This window comes from Neogemmobacter tilapiae (assembly GCF_014652215.1).
Classification (GTDB): domain Bacteria; phylum Pseudomonadota; class Alphaproteobacteria; order Rhodobacterales; family Rhodobacteraceae; genus Neogemmobacter; species Neogemmobacter tilapiae.
Map to the genome: position 1 here is coordinate 85,991 of NZ_BMYJ01000012.1, position 18,163 is coordinate 104,153.

Below are 18,163 nucleotides of genomic sequence, written 5' to 3' on the forward strand. Positions count from 1 at the left end.
TCAGTCTTTCCTCAAGACATACACTGACGTACTTCCAAAATTACCAGAAACATCGGCGCGCGCAGCATTTACACCGACGCCGACGGCATCTCCCGCCGTTACAGAAGGGTAGACCGCAGCCTGATTTGAGGTCAAGACTGCATTGCCAGTCTTGACCTCAATCACAGCCTGACCATTCGAATTCAAGGTTATTGTTGACGCCGATCCTCCATCACTACCAAGCAACGGTTTTCCGGAAAGACTTTCAACTGTGTACCCATCTGGAACCTGAACGGTCTGTCCGGGGGTGCCGGATATGACACAATCAGCCACGCATCGCATATCCCCATTGGTCAAAGTGACGCGCGGCTGCACTATAAGTCCCTGATTTTCAAGACTATCAATAACTTCTCTTTCTGCTTCTGCTCCAACGGCGGCATTTGCTTGCACCCCTGTAAGCGCGAGTCCTTCTTCAGTTTCTGTCACAGTCTCTGCCATCGTAATGGCACTGACCGCCGCCGGAGCCAGCCGAGCCGCGCCTAAAGTTCCTGCAGCAATCAACATATTCCTATCGCCATTGGACGGAAGCGTTGCGTCGCCGGGACCAGGCGCATTTGCCGGATCGATAGACGATCCGAACAAAGTGATTGCAGCAACCACTATACAAAACGGGCAGTTTCCTTCCGGATCGCTCAGGTTGACGGGGTCATCGTACGCATAGGCGAACCTGTTAGTCCCTGCCTCCGTCACCTCAAACCAATCCGGTTGCAGGAACAGCCCCAGCTGCGGGTCGTAGTACCGCGCGTTCAGGTATTGCAGGCCCGCATCGGCGTCATAGCGTTCGCCGATCCAGCCCTTGCTTTCATCCGGCCCCGCATCACCCCATTCCGACTGTTCGCCATAGGGTTTGTAGATCGACGATTCCACCACCCCCGTCGCATCCGACACCGCCCGAACCGAGCCCAGGGCATCGGTGTGCAGCCAGCCCGGCACGCCGTTCGTCAGCCGGATATTGCCCAAAGGATAGGCCAGCCGTACCTCGGCCGCCGTGCCATAGCCACGGATTTCCAGCGAGCCGACATACAGCGTGATCTCGCCGCCTGTCGCCACCGGATTGGCGCAGTCAAGGGTCGTGGTTTCGGCCTCGATCTTTTTCAGGCGTCCCCCGTCGGCCCCATAGATATAACAGGTTTTCTTGCCGCCAAGCGTCACCGACAAAGGCCGGTTCTCGGCGTCATAGGTCATGGCCTTGCCCCCGAATCCGGCCAGCATATTGCCATTCGGATCATAGGTCAGGCTTTGGTCGGCCGCCCCCAGCGGACGCCCGGTGATGGCCTGGGGCGCATGAAAGGGCGCCGATGGGCCATAGACATAGGTGCCGACCAGACTGTTCGATGTCATGCGCCCCGCACGGTCATAGGTAAAGGCCTGTGGCATCGCGCCATTGGCCGCATTCACCAGGCGGCCCATCACATCGTAGGTATAGATATAGTTGCCCTCGACCCGCTCCGTCTCCACCGAGGCAATGCGCCCCGATGCCGCACGGCTGTAGCGGCTGACCGAAAGGTCCATCGCGCCGGTACCATCGCCCAGTTCGATGGAATCTATCCAGCCACGCTGTTGGTCGTAGGTGATCGACTCGAACAGGCCATTGCTGAAATTTGTGCTCAGCGGCAGGCCCCGCAGATCGTAATAGACAGAATCGATTAGCAAGGCATCGGTCGGGCCACCCCGCGCCGAGGCAAGGCGATCCATACTGTCATAACTAAAGGTGGCCATGACCTGGCGCGTGGCGCCCGGCAGATAGGGGGCCTTGATTTCGGTGGGGAGGCCCGACGCGGAATAGGCGGTTTCGAACACGAAACGCTGGTCGTCCACGGTATGGATCGTTTTGGCGATGTTGCCCGATGCGTCATAGCCAAACGCGATGCTGTGCCCCGGCAAGGATTGGGTGCTCAGCCGACCCAGTTGATACTGCGCGCTGACCGAGTCGGGGGGAGGGGGCACGCCATTGCCATCATAGGTGAAAGTTGTGGTGATGGCGGCACCCGTCGTGCCTGTGACGGTCTTGCTTAGCACACGGTTCAGCACGTCATATTCAAACTCAATCGCCTGATCCTTGGCGTCTTCCTGCTGCTCAAGATTGTGGTTGACGTCATAGCGCAAAGTCCAAACGCCCAATCCCGGATCGCTCGAGTAGGTGCGATCCCCCACAGTGTTGTAGCGGTACTCCCAGACGGCACCTTCGGGATCGGTGACGCCAATCAGACGACCGGCGGCGTCATAGCGGTAAAACGTGCTCGCGCGGACAGGGGTTGTGGAACTGAGCGCTTCATTGCCCGCAGGGGCCAGGCTCCGCCGGACGATAACCTGACCATTTGCATCCAAACTGACGGCTGTCGCAAGACAAGGCACGCCCGTGGTATTCCGGGCGCAATCCTCATTCGACGTAGCGATTGTCGGATAATAGTACTCCCCGGCAACCAGGGGCTTGCGGATGTAGTAGGTCGCAACGGTGCTGCCGTCCGGATTGGTTGTCAGGATGTTGCGGCCTAGGATGTCATAAGTGAAACCCGTCCGGCGCGCGGTCCCAATGTTCCCCCGCTCGACATCGCCGGGCAGGGGAATGCTTGTCCATTTCACGCGACCCAGGACATCATACGCGGTGTGAACCGAACTCTCGATCATCGGGTTGCTGTCCGCAAAACTGGTGGCATAGCCGCTGTCTTGCCGATAGCTCCGGCCAAAACCATCCAGCTTGGTCCTTGAAACCAAGACAGAGCCGTTTGTCGCAGTGGATTTTGTAACAATCCGCTGGTCCGCAACCGTGCCGAAACTAAGATATTCGGTCGTCGTCATCCGGATTGCCGGAAGGTCTGCGGCGGGCTCATCAGGCTTCGGCGGTTTCAGGGCCGACCGAATTTCGCGGCAATGAAGATCATAGCTTGTGATCGACCGCACCTTGTCTGGGGCCGTGACAGTATCCGGCTTTTGGCAGGCCGTGTCCCACAGTGTCCGCGTAACATGGCCCAGTGCATTGGTGACCTTGGTCAGGAAAAAGTCTTTCTGACCATATTCATACTGCGTTCGGGCACCTTTTGCGTCTTCTTCCCAACGCTTGTTGCCAAAATCATCATAGCCAAATTTCGCCGTGATGCGCCAACTGCCGTTCCCGGTATCATCCGCGGCCCGGAACCATTCCTTGACTTCGGTTAAAAGGCCGCGCGTCAGATTTTCTGCACCGCCATCATAGATATAGTCCTTGGCCCACAGCCAATTCGCCCGATTGTCTGTAACGATGTTCTCGATCAGGGCCGATTTGTTCGGCACGATCTGAAAATGTTCGAAAGCAACACGATTGACGATATACTTGTCCAGGTCTTCGGCATTGGCCTTGTACTTAAAGACATGCGCCGTGACCTCGCCAACCGGGGTAAGGTTGCTTCCCACGCCTGCTACAAAGCCACGATCCACCATCATCGTCTGTTGGCCATAGCGGTTCCACTGGAACTCTTTGACCGACATTACGCGCACATCGCCGAACAACGTCCGCGACCGTACCTCTTTCAGGACGGTCCGGAATGGGCCTTTGTCCCCCGTAGTCCAGACCCGTTCATAGTCATAGCTCGTATGTTCATAAACCGTATCGGCCCCAATCACGACCTTGCGTTCGCGCAGCTTCCGCGCCTCACCGATGTGGCCATTGTCATAGGTCAGTTCGATCCGCGGTCGGGGGTCACCATGATCGCCCTCGGGCATGCGGATGATGACATTGGCATAGCCAAGCGACTTGCGACGAACAAAATCATAATTTGCGCCAGCATAGTCATAGATCCATGTCGCGCTGCCTCCAAGCCCGTCCGTCTTTGTGATCCGGTCAACAATCTGACGCACACCGGGGATTTCGCTTTTCTCCGACGCGGTTCTGTCCGAATCGTAGGGCGAGCCACGGTAGGCCACGGCGATCGCGCCGCCCGTGGGCAAATTGACCTTGGTCATCAGGTTCGCCACGGGCGATGTCCCAAAATAGACCGATGCAGGGCCGTGATCGTTGCCCCAGCCATTGCTGTGCAACAGCAGGTCTTTGACACCGTTGCCATCAAAATCGCCAGTCCCCAGAACGCGTGCAAGCGGATTGCCGTCCACCCGCAAATTCACCTTTCGGAACGTCAGCCCAGTGTTCAGGAAAACATCGGCATCGCGAACGGTCTGCGGTTGAACCTGGACGCAAGGCACGGCCACGTAAGTGATTGGTGGCGTTGAATCTGTGCACGTCATATTTGATTGCGGGGTTTCGGTCAGAAACTTGACCAAAAGATCTGGCAGTCCGTCGTTGTTAAGATCCGTAATCTCAAAATCAGTGGCTTGTGTGCTGTCAGCGTCCAGATGGACCCAAGTATAGGGCTCATTCGCGACGTTGCGCACGGGCATGCGCTGCGGGGCTGTGAACCCGACGCCTGAACCATGCTGAATGTAAACGGAATCGGCGCCGTTGTAGTTGCCTTCATAGAACACAAAATCTTGCGTTCCATCGCCGTTCATATCCCAAATTCCAATGAATTTGGATTTTTCCGTGAAGAAATCGGCACGGTTAAACGTTGTGGCCGCGATAGAATCCGCGGCACCACGGTGCTTCCAGGCCCCATTGTAAAAACCGTCTGACGGTCGTGTCCGGCGAATAACCGGAGCTCCTAGGCTCCAGCGCCCCAAAAGATCACGGAATGGTGCGCCGCCCACAAAGTCGTCAACGCCGTTGCCGTCGACATCCATTTGCGTGCCAGAAGGCTCTGTCCCTGACCAGCTTTCGTCTTGAAATTTGCCGTCCACAACGCTCGTGATTGCGTAATCCCCGGGCATCAAGCCAAAGAATTCTGTGTCGGGGTCAAGGTCGAGGTTGGCACGCAAACCTTTGTCGACGCGCGGCGAACTTGTCGGCAGCGTATATACCGAGGTTTCCCGATACCGATCTGCTTTGAGTATGGAGTTCTCTTCTTCGATTGCGACAAAAATAGCAGATTTGGCCAACTGATTGCCGTTGTCGCTTACATAAGAGTCTTTGATCGTGTGGACAATCAGCGAAGTGTGCGGCGATAGCCCACGCCGATTTCCTAGAAAGTCGACAAGTGGCTCACCATCGCAACTCCGAAAATCAATAGCCATTCCCCCAGCCGAACCCACCTCGCACTTTCCCTTCAGCGCGCGGCCGCGTTTCAGCGGTTCTGATCTGTCGTAAGCGTTGAACCAAAACGTCACCCCAGCCACATCGGTGGACGAAAGGAATTCACCTGTCGCTGTCGATTTTTGCCCGAACTGGCTCTTCAAGACAGCAACTTCTTCGACGCCGTTATAGTTGTAGTCCACCACGCGATAGTCGCCATGAACCAGCAAGTCCGGATAGTTTCGACGGGTTACGTCATATCCGTCATCGGTGTATTCAAACGAATAGCTGGGCAAACTGTCGCCGCCCGTGACAAGGTTATCCTCGACCACATAATTTCCACCATAAGGAATCACACGCGCCAAGCGACGCGCCAAAGTGTATTCGGCACGATCATATGTAAGGCGATAGGCCCTTATCTTACTGCTTCCATCTGTCACCGTAATCGTGCTCAGTTGCCGCGATTGGCGCGCAAATTGTTTTGTTCCTGTCGCATAATTGGGGATGCGCTCGGCTTGCGGATCGACGGTGTACAGAAAGCTAATCTTGTATCCATTGTCATAGGTGATCGAGCCGATCCTTTCTGCATAACCGGCCGAGGATGCAATTGCATAATCGTAGGTGACCTTGTTGCCAGACAGATCCCGCACTTCGGCCAACAGCCATTTGCTGCGCCGGGCCAGGCGAATGTCTGACGTATCCGCCGTCGCCGCCTCATCTGCATCGGTGAAATAGCTCACGGGGCGATAGACCGAGACTGTTCCATCCGGATCGGTCACACGGAATGCATTGACCGACGGCACATATTCAATCTTGCGAAAGCTCTCGACCTGGGTTGAAAAATGCCCGCCAGCCGAGCAACTTGCGCTGGGAAGGTCGGTTTTATAGGCCAACGGATAGTCTTCTGACCAATTGGCCGAGCACGCCATCAGCTCCTGCCCATCCAGCCGGTAAAGATCCTGGCCCGGATCCCAGAATGGAACGCCGCCGCCAAGCGAGACTTTGTCGATCTTTGAAACCCCGGTCAGGCTCCACCCTACACCCAGAATGGCATCCGCGTTGGCCCGGGACTTGTTGGATGAGTTATAGGCCAAACCAAGTTTTGGTTCGATTCCACGGTATTTTGGAACCTCAATCGGGATAAATTGGGTAAATTCCCCACCCGCGCCATGAATGTCGGGCTCTGGGTATTCAGGTTTGTTCGGCTTCGACACATTTGTCGTGTCTTGCGCAAAAGCTGAGGGCGGCGAAACAAAATTTACTAGGCCAAGAACAACAGCAACAAAAGATGCGCGAAGAATCACGGTTGTGCTCCGATTATGGTCGGCTCTTGCGTGGCAGTTCGCCGTTCAGTTGTCTAGGGTGTTGTCTTGCAAATCTGTGGGTAAGATTGAAAATGCATACATTGCAATGATCAGATATATTTTCGGCGCGACTTTTTTCTACGCACGGAATGTGATAGCGATCTTTCGAACAGCATTGCCGAGGTTGCTATGACCACATTTCCCCGCCGCCGGAATCGAAAACGTGGGGTAACTCTGCTTGAGGTTATGGTGGTATTGGCCATCATCGCGCTGATCGCAGGGCTGGCGGGGCCAAGGCTTATTGACAGCTTTGGTCGGGCCAAATCTCGGGCGGCTCAGGTTCAACTGTCCAATTTGAAAAGTGCTTTGCAGCTGTTTTACATCGATGAAGGACGTTTCCCGACCGAGGCCGAGGGTATCTTGGCCTTGGTGACGGCACCATCAGGGCTGGACAGCTGGAAGGGCCCCTATGTCGAGAATGCCGAGGTTCTGAATGATCCGTGGGGTCGGCCCTTTATATATCGCGCACCCGGGCAAAACGGGCCGTTCGATCTGCAAAGCTATGGGCGCGATGGGGTTGCGGGCGGCAACAGCGAGGATGCCGATATCTCGCTTTGAACATGTTTTTTCGCGGGCCAGAGGATGAGGGGCGGTAAAACACCCCGTTCGTCCGAAAGTGTAATGCGGACAAGCCTTGGCGCAGCCCATCCCGCAGCCCAGTCAGCCCGCCAAGCGGGCGGTTGATCGGACGCGACCTGGCCGAAATAGGCGATGGAGAGATCGCCGCCAGGGGATGTCAGGCTGTTGCCAGTCTCCATCATGCCCATCCCCGACCCTTTGGCCCCGCGCGCGCCTAGGGCAATCGCGCCAGTTTCCTGTGACCGCCCCAAATAGACCTCAACCGCCTCACCCGGCCAAAAAACGCCTTGTGTTTCGCTGCTTAGGAAACGCATGGAACGGCTATCGCCTTCAAAAAGCGGGCGATGATCGGCAGGGAAGGGGCTGATCAATGCCCCCTCAAGATAGGCGCGCAGTTGATCGCGGGCGACGATTTGATCGACATCCTGACCTGCCAGGTGGGCTCTTCCTAGAAAACGCGCGGTTCCAGACAAAAGGCTTCCCATCATGACCGCGATCATCGCCATGATCGCCAATGAGATGAGTGTCTCCAAAAGGGTCGTACCTGCATCATCGGCCCGGTTTTTGGTCACGGGTGACGCCTCGCTATAAGCGTCGTCAGACTGATCCGCCGGTCCGCCGCCTCGACGTTCCAGACTGTCGCGCGCAGCTCGACAAAGCCCAGATCCGGAACGGTCGCCACAGTGTCCTGCGTCACCGTTTCAGTGATTTGCCATTGCCAGCCCCCCTCGGCCTCACCAGCCCCTGCCACATGCGGATAGCTGCCGCGATATTCTTCGAGGACCGAACGGGCAAATTCGGTCAAGATCAGCCGTTCCAACCTGTCCCGGCTCTGTCCACCGGCCCAAGCGCTTTGTCGCAACACCCCCCCTGCCACCAGCGCAACCAGTGCCAGGGCGATCAGCGCTTCCAAAAGGGTAAAGCCTCGCTCACCATTCCGTCGATCTGTCTGTTGATCAAAGGGTGCCAAGATCATTCACACTAAGAACAGCGCCCATCACCAGATAGACGATGGCAGCGACGGCGCCCCCCACAACCAAGGTCACAAGGGGTACGATTAACCGTGTCAGGGATTGCATTTGCCGCTCTGCCCGGCTTTCAAAACTTGCCGCGACCGAGGCCAAGACCAACGGAAGCGTATTTGTTGTTTCGCCATATCGAAACATCTCTTTAAAGGATTGCGGCAGCCGACTGTCTGCCACAAAGATGTCGCTTGCTGTTCCTCCACCCTCAAGTTGTTGTGCGGCCTTTGTAAAGCTGTCACCAGCGGGTTCGCGGGGCATCAGTTCAGCCGTCCGGCGCAAAGCCACCGCCAAAGGTAGGCCCGAGCCCAGCAGCAGTGCCGATGTCCGCGACAGGCGTGCCAGAGACAGGGTTGCCATCACGGTTCCAACTTTCGGCATCCGGAATGCGAACCGACGTAGCCTCGACGAAACCCGCGGCCAAATCAAAAACAGTGTCCCGACCAGTACACCTGTCAGCAAGGCAAACACGAACCAATAGCCTGCCAGTAACTCTCCAAAGCGGACCATTGCTGCGATCAAGGCTGGCACCTCCTGCCCCATAGATGAGAACATCGGTGCCAGGTTCGGTGCCAGATAGATGGCAAGAAAGATCACCATGAAAGCCGCACCAACCAATAGGATGGCGGGGTAAACGAGGGCTGCCCCAACTTCAGACCGCAGGTTGTCCTGCCGCCGCAGAAAGGTGGAAAGAGAGTTCAGAATGACCACCGGGTTCCGCGAGGCATAGCTCACCTCGACCAATGGCACGAACAGTGGAGAAAAGGCCTGGGCCTCCCCCTCCAACGCTTTCGGGAAGTCAGTGCCATCGGCCACCAGCCGATTGATCCGATCAAAGCTGCGTCGAATTTGTTGATTTTCCGCCCCCTCACCCAGCAGGCGGGTGGCTTGTGGCAAAGTCATGCCTGAACCCAGCATCAGCGCCATCTGTTCCGCCAGATCGGCTTGTGCCGACAGGGGGATTTTCTTTTGATGTCTTCCCCGCCTTGCAGCGGGCGTTCCGACTGAAACCGGCCCCTCTGTCAATTCTACAACAGTAAGGCCCTGCCCGGTAAGGCTGGCGAAGGCTAGGGACTCGTTCGAAAACTCGACTGACCCTGTCTCGCTGCGACCGTCTGCTGAAAATGCCCGATATCGGAAGATCGGCATCCCGGCTACTGCGTGATATCTGCAATTGTATGGCGCGCCGGCCCAAGACCGGTATCCAGCAACGTATCGGATTGCGAAAGCTTGTTGCGCCAATAGGCCGTTGCATCCGCCGCATCGCCATCATCTTCCACCACGCGAGGCCGGATCAGGATCAACAACTCGGTCCTTGTCTTGCTGCTGTCTTTCGATTTGAAAAGGTTGCCCACCACCGGCACCTTGCCCAAGCCCGGTGTTTCCGTCGATCCGCTGTCGTCCTGCTCTTGCACCAGCCCACCTAAGGCCAAAGTTTGGCCGTCGCCAAGCGATACGCTTGTTTGAATTTTTCGCTGGCTGATGGTCGGCGACGCGATGCCACCCGTCGTTTCGGTGGTCTTCACGGCGCTGACCTCTTGGGTAATATCCAGCAGCACTTTGCCACCGTTGCCGATACGCGGCTTCACCCGCAAAATGATGCCGGTATCGCGATAGTCGACCTGTGTGAGAACGGGCGCATTGGCGGAATCTGCACTCACCTCGCTTTGCGTTGCGATGGGCACCTGATCACCGATCTGCAAAATGCCCTCTTTGTTGTCCAGAACCATCAGCGTCGGCGCCGAGATGATCTTGACCTCCGTCACACTGGCCAAAGCTGTTAGTGCCATGTCGGCGCCGCCAACCCCAAACACGGCTGAAAAACCATTGCCGCCTTGGTGGCCCTTTCTTGCCGCCGGTCCGAAATTCAGATCCCAGTTGCCCCGCGACAGGAACCAACGGGTTCCAACGGACAATTCGTCTTTCAGCACGACTTCCGCGATTGTGGCCTCCAGCAGCACCTGACGTGCTGCGCTGTCCAAGGAAGACAACAGATAGGCCACCTGATCGTGATCTTCGCGGGTGCCCCGTACGATCAAGGCGTTCCGACTATCGTCCGCCGCAACCCTTGCCCCGCCCGACCCGCCGCCACTTGCGCCGCCCTCTGACATCGCCGCCAAAGTCACTTCCTCTTTGCCGCCACTCGAAGAGGATCCGCTTTCCGCCATCATGCTGTTCAGGATTGGTGCCACTTCTGACGCACTGCGGTTTTGCAGCGGATAGGTCGCCATATACACCGAACTTCCGGCCGCCGATTTGTCCAACTCGCGGATCCAGCGTTGGGCACGGTCCACATAAATCGACCGGGACGAGACCACCAAAATCGACTTGAGCCGCGGGTTCGGAATGAACTCGACCACCCCGTTCAGCATTCCCCCTTCTTCGGCCTCAAAGATTTTTGTCAGTTCACTGACCAAAGCCTCAGGCTCGGCGGACCGCAATTGCACCAAGGCCACCGATTTGCCTTGCAACACGTCCACGTCGAAAAGATTTAGGGCGTCCAAAGCAGATTCCAGCAGCGGTCCCGACCCAGACAGCAGCAACAGGTTGCGCTCTTTTTCGACCACGACGTTCAGCCCCTGCAAGGTCAAAGGCTCCAGCAGCTTGGCCATTTCCGAACCCGATATGAACCGCAATGGCGCGACGACAATACTCGATCCGTCCACGCCGCCTGTCCCGGCAACACGGAATGTTGTATTGCCGGACGTCCCGCCGACAATCCGCAGAATGCCGCCTTCGTTCCGCAACTGCGCCCCGTTCGCAGCCAAAGAGGCCTCGAACAAATCCAGCAAAGCCGATTTCGGCACGGGCCCCGTCGTTTGAATGGTAATGCTTCCCTCCAACCCATCCGCCACAACGTAATTCTGCTGCAACGTATCGCCCAGAACGGCTTTCGCCGCCGCTTCAATCGAAGCATTGACCAAAGCAAGTTCGACTTTTTCGCCGTCAGACGGAACCACAATGGCTTGGCTTTTTCCGCGCCCGCGCAGGGCGTCGCCGTTCAGAAAGTTATCCGTTCCGCGCTGCATCGCACCCGGGCTTACACCCCCGACAAAACCATGCGCTGTGCCGCGCGACACATCCCCCCGGCCAATCCGATCACCGCCAAACATGCCGGAGCTAGAAGAATTTTCATCGCCACAGGCGGAAACAATGCCCATCGTCAAAGACAATGCGACGGCAAGGAAGCGGTTCCTGCGCATAGAGTACCTGCTGGTTATGTTTTTATCTGCTCTTTGCCGCAACAGTAGTCATTCGCGATACAATTGAACAGCGAATTCATGGGGGGGCTGTTCCAGACGCACGTCATTCTGCGATATTGCTACAACGGTCCAGCCATGGACATCGTCACCGACAGTCACCCAGATTTCTGTGTCTAAGGCATCATTGCGCAGCAAGGCCCGGGTTTGCTCGCCCGTCGCGAGAATACCTAAAAGCTGAAGCACAGGTTGCTCGACCGCCTCTTCTATCGGTTCTTCAATCGTTTCGATGACCTCAACCACATCTTCCGCTTCGACAACTTCCGGTAAATTTGGTGCCTGACGACCCTCGGCAAAAAGCAGCTGGTCCGAGAAGTCCGCAATATATTGATCCAACTGCGCCGCCACGGGCGTGGGAAAAAGTGTTTCGTCCGTTTTGACCTTGATCGGTGTCGGTTGCTCCAAGACAGGCCTCGTTCCGACCTGGTTGCCTGGCATCGAAAACCAACCCGCCCCCCCGGCACAGACCGCCGCCACCACCAGACCCATGGGCGGGAAATGTCGCCGCAAGACACTCACGGTGCTGTCTCCTCGTCCGGCAGGTCGACAAAGGCCCAGACCGCAAGGCGCAGACTGACCATTGCCTTTTCTTCTGCTTCGCCACCCGGTTGCTGCCGTACCCATAGATAAGAAAAGGCTAGATAAGGCGTGGTCGACTCTACGGCTGCCAGAAATTCGGCAAACTCTCGATGGCCGCCATCCATCTCCAATTCAAAGCCCATCGTTTCCCGGCTTATCTCCTGTGGTCCATTGGTCGGCCCAAAGGAAATGACCCTCAGGCCTGCCTTTCGCGCGGTTGTGACCAATCGATCCTGCAAAGCAATTTCGATTGCAGCGCGGCTCTCGGCTTTCCAAGACAAATCTTTGGGAAGGCGATCTTGCGCATCGTGGGTTGAACGCAGCAAAGCGGCGCGCCGTAGCAGTGCAGCCTCCGCATCCGCCAGTTCCTCCGCGCGGTCTTGCTGGGCGGCCAACGAGGCCCGGCCCTGCGCGGTCAGTAAAAGGACAGTGGCGATAGCCAACAAACCCACAAGCGCCAATCCAACGACCTGCCTGACGACCCCCATCATTCTAAACTGTCTTTCAACTGGATCGAAATGTTAAAGCGGTTTTGCCGTGAAAGGCTATCAATCTGGATTGGCCCATCCATCCTCGCGACTTCGACCCAGGGGCTGGCTTGCAAAACCCGCAGCGCTTCGGGCGCATCCCCGCTGGAAAAGCCTGAAAGACGCATTTCCCGTCCTGAAACGCTCATCTCCGACAGCCACACATTTGGCGGAAGCCTTTGGGCCAAATCAGTCAGCAAGGAAAGCTTGCGGCTGTCGCGGATAAAGCGTTCGACATCGTTTGCCAAATCGGCTTCGCGCGTGTCCGCACCGTCGGCCAAAGTTGAAAGCTCTCGCAGCTTGGCCTCCAGCGCTTCAATCGACGTTACTTTAGCGGCATTCGCATCGGCCAGTGCGCGGCTCTCCACACTCAATTGCCAGATCGGCACCAAAGCGATGACCAAAACCGCCAACACGGCCCCCATCGCCGCAGTCCGGGCCCGTTTGGACTGTTTCTCATCCTCGCTCCAAAAAGGGCGGCCTTGCTGCCCGGCAAGCCGAACCGCCGTTACCTTTGTCCCACCTTCGGCGACGAACCGGCGCAAAGCGTCAATATCCTCCTGCCGCAGGATCCGCACCTGATAGGTCAGAAAGTCACCCTCGACCCGACCTGTCGAGATTTGCCAAACTAGGCCTTGTGCCTGTCCCGGCAGGGTCTGCCGCAATTGCATCCGCACCGCTTCTTCAGCAGCCGCCGCCGCTGCCTTGGGCAGGCGGATCGTTCGCAACAATGCGGCCGACGCATCAATCTCCAATTCAATCTCGTCGGCCTTCCGAACCAAGTCGCCCAAGGCGATCCGCCCCGCCTCATTTAACGGCAGTGCCTCGACGCGAAACGGGCTGGCCTTGATCCGAAAAAAACCCGGCAAAAACAGATCATGTGGAAATAGCCGTTCGAAAAACTGCGCAAATCGTCCGGCCGGGTCGATCCGGTTCAGAAATGCCGAACGCATGAGATTGATCCTGTTGCACTTTGCGATAGCGTCCTTCTGCCACAGCGGATTATGATCGGGCAACAACAACCGCAGATCGAACCGTGAACCTTTCTGACCACAATAGCGCGCTTGCCGCATGTCTTCTGGACCGGGGATGCGCCGACCAAGCCACAATTGATCGTGCCGCCACGGCGGCAAAGCGCGAAGAGAAGCGGCTGGAACAGATGCTGCTGCGTCTTGGTCTCGTCGAAGAAGATCGTTTGATCGCGGCCCTTAGCCAAGTTCTGGGCGTCCCATTGATCGACCCCGGACAGTGGACGGTGGACCGAACCTGTATAGACCGGCTCACCCAGCCCTATCTCTCCGCAAATCTCGTGCTCCCCTTGCGTGACGCGCAGGGGCTGGCCCTCGCCTTGGCCGATCCCGGCAATCCAGATCTGCGGCAGGAATTGGCGTTCCTCTTGAACGCGCCGATCCGTGTTTTTGCGGCAACATCAGACCAAATTCGCGCCGCTTTGCTCCCCATCGATGCGACGATCCCAGTCGAGGCCAGCGGTGACACGATTGCGCGCGATGCCGAGCAGTTGCGCAAGAACGATGCAGACGGCCCGGTCATCAAATTCGTCCAGGATTTATTGGCATCAGCGGTTCTGAAAGGGGCCTCTGATGTGCATGTTGAAAGCACCGACACTGGCCTTTCGCTGCGTTTTCGGCAGAACGGCATCCTCGTCCCTCAACCCCTTGACCGCAATCTGCCTGCGGCGAGCATCCTCTCGCGCCTTAAAGTCATGGCCAATGTGAATGTTGCCGAACGCCGCTTGCCGCAGGATGGGCGTCTGCAAACCATGATCGCTGGCCGGGCGGTCGATTTCCGCTTTTCGTCGATCCCGACCCAATGGGGCGAAAGCATCGCCATTCGTGTGTTGGACCCAAAGGCGCTTCGCTTGGGCTGGGACAAGTTGGGCTTTGATCCACAGATTGTCGCCAGGCTCATCGGTCTTGTCGAAGCGCCCAGCGGCCTATTTCTTGTCACAGGACCAACCGGGTCGGGCAAGACCACCACGCTTTACACGGCCCTGTCCCATTTGAATTCGACATCACGCAAGATTATTACCGTCGAAGATCCGGTGGAATATGATCTTCCGGGGGTTCAGCAGGTACAAGTCCATGATGACATCGGCCTCTCTTTTGCGCGTGTCCTTCGATCTATCTTGCGCCACGACCCCAATGTGATCCTCATTGGCGAAATTCGTGATCAGGAAACGGCCGCCATTGCTGTTCGTGCTGCGCAGGTCGGTCGCATGGTTCTTTCAACCTTGCATACAAATTCCGCGGCGGGTGCGGTCAACCGCCTCGTTGATCTTGGTGTCCCCGCATATCTGGTGCGTGATGTGCTGCGCGGTGTTCTCGCGCAGGAACTGCAACTTAGCCCCTGTTCGACCTGCCAAGGACAGGGCTGTCCCGTCTGCGGCAGCACAGGTGTCGGTGTTAGAACGCTAAAGGCAGATCTTTGGGAACCGGCCTCGCCGTTGGCTTGAAACTTGCACCACATCGCCACGCCAAAACGACTAGTCCACCGACACGCGCTCTACACTTCCGATCCTTTGTTCCAGCCCTGAAAGGCGTTTCGGCAGATCTTCCAGCCCCGGTGCCGGATTTTCAACGCTGAACTGCGCATTCGACGCCCGCTGCGTCACCATAGGCATGATCTGCAAGGCGAAATCCCCGACCACACCCATCTGCGCCAAACTGCCTGCTAAAGTCGGGTAGCGCTGCCCCGCTGGCAGAGATTCCAGCATGCGTTGGCGGGCCGCCGGATCAAGTCCAATTCCTTCGAGCACCATCGGGGCCGCGTGATAAAGGTCCACCTGACCGTAAGGATCTTGCAAGCGCACCATCCTCGTTTGCCCGCCATAGGACATCGCAAAGGGGATCCCGCGAAAATTCGCGCCTTCAGCGCCGGCATCGGCCCCCCGTAGCAAAGCAAACACGACGGCCCGCAATTCCTCTTGGATCGCGTCATCTGCAACGGCTTGGGCATGGGCTTTCTCTAGCCTTCCGATGCTTCGCAACGAAGCCATCGTGCGGGCCTGCAAAAGCGCCACGAGACTGGCCAACAAAAGCACAGACAACAAAGTGGCGACCAAAACAAAACCTTGCCGAGGATTGCGCGCACTCAAGGGCTGCTCCATTCTTGACCCATCAGGGCAACAACAAAGATTGCATAGGCCAGATACGGCCCGAATGCGATACCCCGCACGGCCCCCCCTCGCCGCCAGCTTAGAAAAAGGGTGCCGCAGATGCCAGCGATTGACGCGAGAAACAGGAAAAACCAAAGCATATCAGCGCCACAGCATAGAACACCCGCACCGATCAGCTTTGCGTCACCAATGCCCAAGGCTTCCTCGCCTGTACGCCGCCAGTAAATCTCTCCCAAGCCCCAAAACACTGCGTAGGCCGCTACCGCAAATCCGAATTCGATTAAGGCAACGGTCGCTGTCGCGGAGTAGAACACCCATCCCAGACCAAAGATTGCAACGCCCAAGTTGGCAAGGTCCGGAATTCGCTGCGCATCCAAATCGGTCGCTGACATCCAGATCAGCGGCAAAGCCAAAAGCAGAAATACCGCATCGCCGGAAAAAGCAAACCATGTCGCAACATAGAGGCATGCAAAAGGCAGCAATTTCAAACAAACCCCTATCCTGAAAACCATGAGAGTAACTTCACGACCTATTCTCACGCCCCAATATACCAGAACGCCCAACAATGAAGCGAACGCCACAATGGCGCCAGCCAAAACCCCGCAACCTCCTCCGATAGGCAAGTTGCGGCGGCGCGGGGGTTGCTTTCAGTCTTCTGCCCCGCAGATGATACCAACGACCTAGCTGAGGCCTTTTCCAATTGCTCGCCCTGCCTCTGCCCAGGGCAGAAGGCAAGGGGCGAGAAGGAATTCCACCAATTTTCCGCCTGTTGCGGGGCCATTTCCAAAGCCAATCCGCCGCCGCTCCGAATTACATAGAAAGGTTAGCATCACGGCTCAGGCCATCTCATCGGGGTCTGCGTCTGCATCATCGGCACCGGGAATCTCGTCAAGACGCAGGGCCTTCACCCGGTCGGCAAAGACACGGCGGAACTTCGCAAGCTCCGCCACGATCCAGGCATGCTGTCGGGGCCAGTCGCCCCGATCCGCGACATCGGCGTTGGGAAGGTGAACGGCAATTCGTGCCGCCACGCTGTCAGGCAGAGCCTGCCAATCCAACACACCGCCATAGGCCGCATCGATAGCACCGCGCTGCGCCATCAGCGCGTTGAACGCCTGATTGGGCGGCATTCCCTTTTGGCGCATATAGAGTTCGACACGCAGTGATTTGCCTGTGCGGTTCGCAACGGCAGACATCTGAAATCCGGTGCGACCAATCCGAAACGGCAGCCACTGGCGCGGCCATGCCTTGGGGAAGCGTTGCTTCTCGCCAGAGGCTTCGGCGACATCCCGCATCGCCAGCCAGTATTCCTGATACAATGCGCCGGTCTCGCTCAGCGCCTCGCTGGACGCCCGCCGCACGGCCTGCCTTGCCTGTCGCGCCCAATCGTTCGGCATGGCCACCACGTTGAATCGCGGGGCCGGGTCACTATCCCCTATGCGCAACAACTCAATCTCCACCCCAAAGAAATCGTAGCCGTCAATGGTGCTGCGGTTCAGCCAGTCGATGGCCGCGCGGTGCTCTTCGCGGAACCGGGTCGCAACCCAGACGATGCTCGCCTCGTTGTTTGCAAGCCCCGCCAGATAGGTTAGCACCTGCCCAAGGTGGCGATGATCCGTCGGCTCAAGCTGGTTCTCGATCAGAACCTGCGCTCCGCCCTCGTCCACAGCGACGATATCCGCCGAAAAATCCCCGACGCTGAGTTCCGTCGATTGCAGGGTCAGTTCGCCCAGATGCAGCGCCTCGCCCAGTGCTGAACGGTTATCGTCCTGCGCCAGCCATGGCGTGAAATCCCCGGCCTCGTTCCGCGAGACGGTGCGAATATCGACGGTTTCGATCTTGCCCAAGCGCATCATTCAAATCCTTCGGTCTGGCCTTCGCTGGTCGAATTCTTCCATCAGTTCGACCCGCGCGACATCCACAATTCCTTCGCTGCCTTCACATGGCAAGGGCTGATCCAGATTCCCGCCCCCGACCGCCCTGCGCCTCTGCGCAACGAAGGGGACGATTTTCTGGTGTCGGACCAGACGAAGGCATTCTGGGGGCACGGATCGTGCGACCGACCAAGGCGATAGGCAGACCCCACGCTGGGCATTTCGCAATTCCCATCATGGCAGTTGCCAAGGCGAGGGATGGGCTGGCTTGCCGAACGCATGGCCTGCTTTCCCGAACGGACCAGGCGCTCGCCGAGCGGTCCAACCTGAACGTCTCATTGCCTGCTTGCGGCAAGTCGGACAAATCGCAGGCGTCGACGACGCGCCCAGCGCCATCTTGCCCTCAATGCAGACACAGGTTTATGCGGGCCAACCTGCCGCCCTTGGTGCGAAGTTCGGTTTCAGCAGTTGGCTGATTTCGCCTGACCGCATTTCGGCGCAAAGCGTTATCATAAGCAGCCAATCGCGGCCGCCCCTAAGGCGCAGATTGCCCAGTAGCCCAGAACGCTTGGCGCCACGTTAGATCAGCACATTGTCCAGAAAATGGCGGAGGGGATGGGCCTGATATCCAACCTTCTCTTGTGGATGCCGCCCTCATTTGCAAGGAATTTCTGAACATTAGACA

The 18,163-nt window shown here is 57.5% G+C and carries 12 protein-coding genes; 2 read left to right on the forward strand and 10 right to left on the reverse strand.

The window, feature by feature from the left end:
- A complete protein-coding gene (locus IE095_RS16375) occupies positions 1-6,441 on the reverse strand; it encodes an RHS repeat-associated core domain-containing protein (RefSeq protein ID WP_189413049.1) in 6,441 nt (2,146 codons plus the stop codon).
- Between the two features lie 189 nt (positions 6,442-6,630).
- Between IE095_RS16375 and gspG the strand changes: the two genes are divergently transcribed.
- The gene (gspG, locus tag IE095_RS16380) at positions 6,631-7,059 is read left to right on the forward strand and encodes a type II secretion system major pseudopilin GspG (RefSeq protein WP_189413051.1); all 429 of its coding nucleotides are present in this window, start codon (positions 6,631-6,633) and stop codon (positions 7,057-7,059) included.
- Positions 7,060-7,648: 589 nt separating this feature from the next.
- On the opposite strand, the gene IE095_RS16385 is transcribed toward gspG, so the two are convergent.
- Genes IE095_RS16385 through IE095_RS16410 form a run of 6 tightly spaced genes read right to left on the reverse strand, consistent with a single transcriptional unit; the run spans position 7,649 to position 13,421 of the window.
- The gene (locus IE095_RS16385) at positions 7,649-8,056 is read right to left on the reverse strand and encodes a prepilin-type N-terminal cleavage/methylation domain-containing protein (protein WP_189413053.1); all 408 of its coding nucleotides are present in this window, start codon (positions 8,054-8,056) and stop codon (positions 7,649-7,651) included.
- Entirely contained in the window at positions 8,037-9,344 is a 1,308-nt protein-coding gene (locus tag IE095_RS16390; protein WP_229804877.1) for a type II secretion system F family protein, read from the reverse strand. Before IE095_RS16390 ends, IE095_RS16385 begins: the two co-directional genes overlap by 20 nt.
- Positions 9,257-11,305 carry a type II secretion system secretin GspD gene (gene gspD / locus IE095_RS16395; RefSeq protein WP_229804878.1) on the reverse strand — a complete coding sequence of 683 codons (2,049 nt, stop codon included), beginning with the start codon at positions 11,303-11,305 and terminating at the stop codon, positions 9,257-9,259. The genes IE095_RS16390 and gspD overlap by 88 nt, the downstream gene beginning before the upstream one ends.
- Before the next feature lie 48 nt (positions 11,306-11,353).
- Positions 11,354-11,851, reverse strand: coding sequence for a hypothetical protein (locus tag IE095_RS16400; RefSeq protein ID WP_189413059.1), 498 nt, complete (start codon positions 11,849-11,851; stop codon positions 11,354-11,356).
- 26 nt (positions 11,852-11,877) lie between these two features.
- Complete coding sequence (locus tag IE095_RS16405) at positions 11,878-12,432, reverse strand: hypothetical protein (protein WP_189413062.1); 555 nt, start codon at positions 12,430-12,432, stop codon at positions 11,878-11,880.
- Complete coding sequence (locus IE095_RS16410) at positions 12,429-13,421, reverse strand: PilN domain-containing protein (RefSeq protein WP_189413064.1); 993 nt, start codon at positions 13,419-13,421, stop codon at positions 12,429-12,431. The genes IE095_RS16405 and IE095_RS16410 overlap by 4 nt, the downstream gene beginning before the upstream one ends.
- 83 nt (positions 13,422-13,504) lie before the next feature.
- Between IE095_RS16410 and IE095_RS16415 the strand changes: the two genes are divergently transcribed.
- On the forward strand, positions 13,505-14,941 hold the full coding sequence (locus IE095_RS16415; protein WP_189413066.1) for a GspE/PulE family protein: 1,437 nt from the start codon (positions 13,505-13,507) through the stop codon (positions 14,939-14,941).
- A gap of 30 nt (positions 14,942-14,971) precedes the next feature.
- Here the strand turns inward: IE095_RS16415 and IE095_RS16420 are convergent, their stop codons facing one another.
- The 3 genes from IE095_RS16420 to IE095_RS16430 form a co-directional block, all read right to left on the reverse strand.
- Entirely contained in the window at positions 14,972-15,484 is a 513-nt protein-coding gene (locus IE095_RS16420; RefSeq protein ID WP_189413068.1) for a hypothetical protein, read from the reverse strand.
- A 95-nt stretch (positions 15,485-15,579) separates the two neighbouring features.
- Complete coding sequence (locus IE095_RS16425; RefSeq protein ID WP_189413070.1) at positions 15,580-16,200, reverse strand: prepilin peptidase; 621 nt, start codon at positions 16,198-16,200, stop codon at positions 15,580-15,582.
- A gap of 240 nt (positions 16,201-16,440) precedes the next feature.
- The gene (locus tag IE095_RS16430; protein ID WP_189413072.1) at positions 16,441-17,457 is read right to left on the reverse strand and encodes a DUF4268 domain-containing protein; all 1,017 of its coding nucleotides are present in this window, start codon (positions 17,455-17,457) and stop codon (positions 16,441-16,443) included.
- Between the last annotated feature and the right edge of the window lie 706 nt (positions 17,458-18,163).